The sequence below is a fragment of the Sphingomonas sp. genome, from assembly GCF_040398505.1.
GTDB lineage: Bacteria > Pseudomonadota > Alphaproteobacteria > Sphingomonadales > Sphingomonadaceae > Sphingomonas.
The window spans coordinates 1-4,279 of record NZ_JBBATX010000164.1; the positions used below are offsets into that span (position 1 = coordinate 1).

Consider the following 4,279-nt stretch of genomic DNA (forward strand, 5'->3'; position numbering starts at 1 on the left):
GGAACGAGGCCGCTGTGCAGCAGCCTCTTGGGTTGGGCCACTGTTCAACTCCTTTCAGGGCCCGTTGTATTGTATGGAGTCGCCACGCCACGGCGCGACATCGCGACCATCTGCGCCTTTTTTGCTTTTTCCCGTCTTCGCGCTGCAACGCCGAGCCGGACCGAAACGACCGACCGACCTTTGACCTTGCCCCGCACCAATGCCATCTGCTCGCACGATGCTGTTTTCGCTCCTCCGCCCCGCTGTGTTCGCGCTTGAAGCGGAGCGTGCACATACTCTCACGATCCAGCTGCTCGCGGCGGTCCCACGCCTTCCGCGCGGTCGCGACGCCGCGAGTTTGCGAACCACGGTCGCGGGCCTCGACTTCCCCAATCCGGTCGGGCTGGCGGCAGGAGTCGACAAGGACGGACGCGCGATCGACGGGTTTTTCGGGCTCGGCTTCGGCAGCGTCGAGATCGGCACGCTGACCCCGCTGCCGCAGCCGGGCAATCAGCGACCGCGGCTGTTCCGGCTGGTCGAGGATGCGGCGGTGATCAACCGCATGGGCTTCAACAATGGCGGGATCGACGCTGCTTTGCCGCGTGCGGTGGCGGCAAAGCGGCGCGGGATCCTCGGCATCAATGTCGGCGCGAACAAGGATGCCGCCGACCGCATCGCCGATTATGTGTACGGCGTCTCTGCAGCGGCGCAGGTCGCGGATTACATCACCGTCAATATCAGCTCCCCCAACACGCCGGGCTTACGCGATTTACAGCATGGCTCCGACCTGACCGATCTGCTCGCCGCGTGCGACGCGGCGCGGCGTGCGCCGATCGCGCGCCCGCGGCTGTTCCTGAAGGTCGCGCCCGATCTCGATACAGCGGCGATCGACGCGATCGCGCGTGCCGCGGTCGACCACCATATCGACGCGCTGATTGTCAGCAACACGACCGTTTCGCGCCCTGCGCTCCGCTCCCCCCATGCCGGCGAAGGCGGCGGCCTGTCCGGCGCACCGCTCGCCAGCCTCGCCCGACTGCGCCTCGCCGATTTCCGCAGCGCGACCGGCGGCACTATGCCACTGATTTCGGTTGGTGGAATCGACAGCGCCGACGAAGCCTATGCCCGCATCCGCAGCGGCGCGAGCCTAGTGCAGCTGTACACTGCCTTGGTCTATCACGGCCCCGGCCTGGCGCGTCGCATTGTCCGCGGGCTGGCCGCAAACCTGAAGCGCGACGGCTTCGCCACGGTCGCCGACGCGGTCGGCACTGGTTGACGTAGCGTCCCCGACCGTTACCGTTCGCGGCTATGAACAAGCTGCTCTTATCCCTCCCGCTCCTGTTGCTCGCGCCCACCGTGGCGGAGGCGAAGCGCACCCTGCCCCGCGCGCCCACCAGTCTTGGCATGATCAGCGCAGCCGATCCGCGCGCCGCGGCGGCGGGCGTCGAAATCCTGCGCAAAGGCGGCAGCGCGACCGATGCGGCGATCGCGACGATGCTCGCGCTCAACGTCGTCGAGCCGCAAAGCAGCGGCATCGGCGGCGGCAGTTTCATGGTCTATCACGATGCGTTGACCGGCAAGCTCAGCAGCTTTGACGGGCGCGAGCAGGCCCCTGCTGCTGCCGATGCGCAATGGTTTTACGGTGCCGACGGCAAGCCGCTGCCCGTCTTCACCGCGATTCCCGGCGGACGCAGCGTCGGTGTGCCGGGCAATATCCGGATGATGGCGCTGGCGCATCAACGCTATGGCAAGCTGCCTTGGGCCACCCTGTTCGGCCCGGCGATCAAGCTGGCGCGCGACGGCTTCGCGGTCAGCCCGCGACTGCATGGCGGGATCGGCAGTAATGGCAATCACATCGACCCGTGGGCGAAGGCGCATTTCTTCGCGAGCGACGGCAAGGCGGTCGCAACCGGCACGATCCTGAAAAATCCCGAACAAGCCGCCTTGTTCAGCGCGATTGCCACCAAGGGTCCTAACGCCTTCTACACCGGCCCGGTCGCCGCGAAGATCATCGCCACGGTCAATGGCGCGAGCAAGAACCCGTCCAAAATGACGCTTGCCGATCTCGCCAGCTACCGCGCCAAGGAACGTGCCCCTGTCTGCGGCACGTACCGCGTGTACAAAATTTGCGGCATGGGCCCGCCGTCGTCGGGCGGGATCGCGGTGCTGATGATCCTCAAGCAGCTCGAACGCTTTGACATGGCGGAGCTGGGCAAGAATTCGCCCGTCGCGTGGCACCTGTTCGCCGAATCCTCGCGGCTCGCTTATGCCGATCGCGACTTGTACCTCGGGGATCCCGATCATGTGACCGTTCCGATCAAAGGGCTGCTCGATCCGACCTATCTCGCGGCGCGTTCAGCGCTGATCTCGCCCGAGCGCAGCATCACCGCGATCGCCCCCGGCACACCCCCCGGCGCGCCGCCGCGCGTCGCCGCCCCCAATGCCGATTTGCCCGGCACGACCGACCTCGTTGCGGTCGACCGTCGCGGCAATGTCGCCGAAGTCACCACGACGATCGAAAGCTCGTTCGGCTCGGGGTTGTCGGTCGATGGCACGATGCTCAACAACCAACTGACCGATTTCGATTTTGTGCCGGCCAAGGGCGGCTATTTCGTCGCCAACCGCGTGCAGGGCGGCAAGCGTCCACGCAGCTCGATGTCGCCGACGATCGTTTACGGCCCCGACGGCAAGGTCCGCATCGCGATCGGCGCGGCGGGCGGATCGACGATCATCGCGCAAGTCGCCAAGGCGCTGGTCGCGGTGCTCGACTGGAAGCTGCCAGGACAGGATGCGATCGGGCTCGGCTTGCTCTATGCGCCACAGCGCAACGCCATCGCCGAGAAAGGCACGCAGCTCGATGCGATGCTCCCCGCGCTACAGGCGCTCGGCGAGCAAGTGATCAGCGCGCCGCTGGGCCTCAAAGCCAATGCGATCGAGCGCGTGCGCGGCCAATGGATCGGGGCCGCCGATCCGCGCAGCGAAGGCGTTGCGATCCGCGAGGACGGCCAGACCACGCAGATCGTCCGCTCGATCGCGATCCGCCCGCCCGAATAATCCTATCCGCGTAGCCGAACACGGCACGCTCGCCCCGGGAGAGACCCTTGACCAAGACCGTCCGTACCCTCGAACATTTCCCTAACCTCGTCACCATGTTCCTCACGCGTGCTGCCGAAAAAGGCGAAGCGCCGTTCCTGTGGCACAAGGCCGACGGCGTCTGGGTCTCGCGCAGCTGGGCCGAGACCGCGCGTCAGGTCGCGAGCATTGCTGCTGGCCTGGAGGCGATCGGGCTGGAAAGCGGCGACCGGGTGATGCTGGTCAGCGAAAACCGCCCCGAATGGTGCATCGCCGATCTCGCGATCATGGCGGCGGGGTGCATCACCGTGCCGACTTACACCACCAATACCGAGCGCGACCACACCCACATCATCGAAAATTCGGGCGCGAAGGCGGTGATCGTCTCGACCGCGAAACTCGCCAAAACGCTGCTCCCCGCCGCGATCCGCGCGAGCAGCGCGAAGATCGTCATCGGCATTGAGGATTTGCGCGCGACGCAATCGGGCGCGCTCGAATTCCACCAGTGGAACACGCTGCTCGCCAAACATGCCGCCGATCCTGCCAGCATCGTCGCCACTGCGCAGCGCCAGGATACCGCCTGCATCATCTACACCAGCGGCACCGGCGGCGCACCGCGCGGAGTGATGCAGCATCACGGCGCTATCCTCCACAACGTCAATGGTTGCTGTACCGTGATCTCGGAGGATTTCGGCTGGGACGACGAGATCTTCCTGTCTTTCCTCCCGCTCAGCCACGCCTATGAACACACCGGCGGACAGTTTTTTCCCGTCGGGCTCGGCGCGCAAATCTATTATAGCGAGGGCCTCGACAAGCTCGCCGCCAATATGGAGGAAGTCCGCCCGACGCTGATGGTCGTGGTGCCGCGCCTGTTCGAAGTGTTGCGCACGCGCATTTCGAAAGCGGTCGAGAAGCAAGGCAAGCTCTCGCGCTTCCTGCTCGCCCGCGCGCAAGTGCTGGGGGCGAAGAAGGCCGCGGGCAATGCCGGTCTGCTCGACCGACCGATGGACGTGATCCTCGGCGCGACGCTGCGCCCGAAGGTCGCGCAGCGCTTCGGCGGGCGGATCAAGGCACTGGTCGCGGGCGGCGCGCCGTTGACGCCCGAAATCGGCACGTTCTTTGAAGCGATCGGCGTCACCGTCCTGCAAGGCTATGGCCAGACCGAAGCAGCGCCTGTCATCTCGTGCAATCGCCCCAAGGTCGGGCTCAAGATGGACACGGTCGGGCCGCC

The 4,279-nt window shown here is 66.1% G+C and carries 3 protein-coding genes; all 3 read left to right on the forward strand.

Translation table 11 applies throughout. The features are described from left to right. The first annotated feature begins 217 nt into the window (after window positions 1-217). Window positions 218-1,252 carry a quinone-dependent dihydroorotate dehydrogenase gene (locus ABWP09_RS13770; RefSeq protein ID WP_353205694.1) on the forward strand — a complete coding sequence of 345 codons (1,035 nt, stop codon included), beginning with the start codon at window positions 218-220 and terminating at the stop codon, window positions 1,250-1,252. Between the two features lie 32 nt (window positions 1,253-1,284). Further along, window positions 1,285-3,030, forward strand: coding sequence for a gamma-glutamyltransferase (gene ggt, locus ABWP09_RS13775; RefSeq protein WP_353205695.1), 1,746 nt, complete (start codon window positions 1,285-1,287; stop codon window positions 3,028-3,030). A 95-nt stretch (window positions 3,031-3,125) separates the two neighbouring features. Continuing rightward, window positions 3,126-4,279: AMP-dependent synthetase/ligase (locus ABWP09_RS13780; protein ID WP_353205696.1), on the forward strand; the 1,154-nt coding region annotated here is incomplete at its 3' end.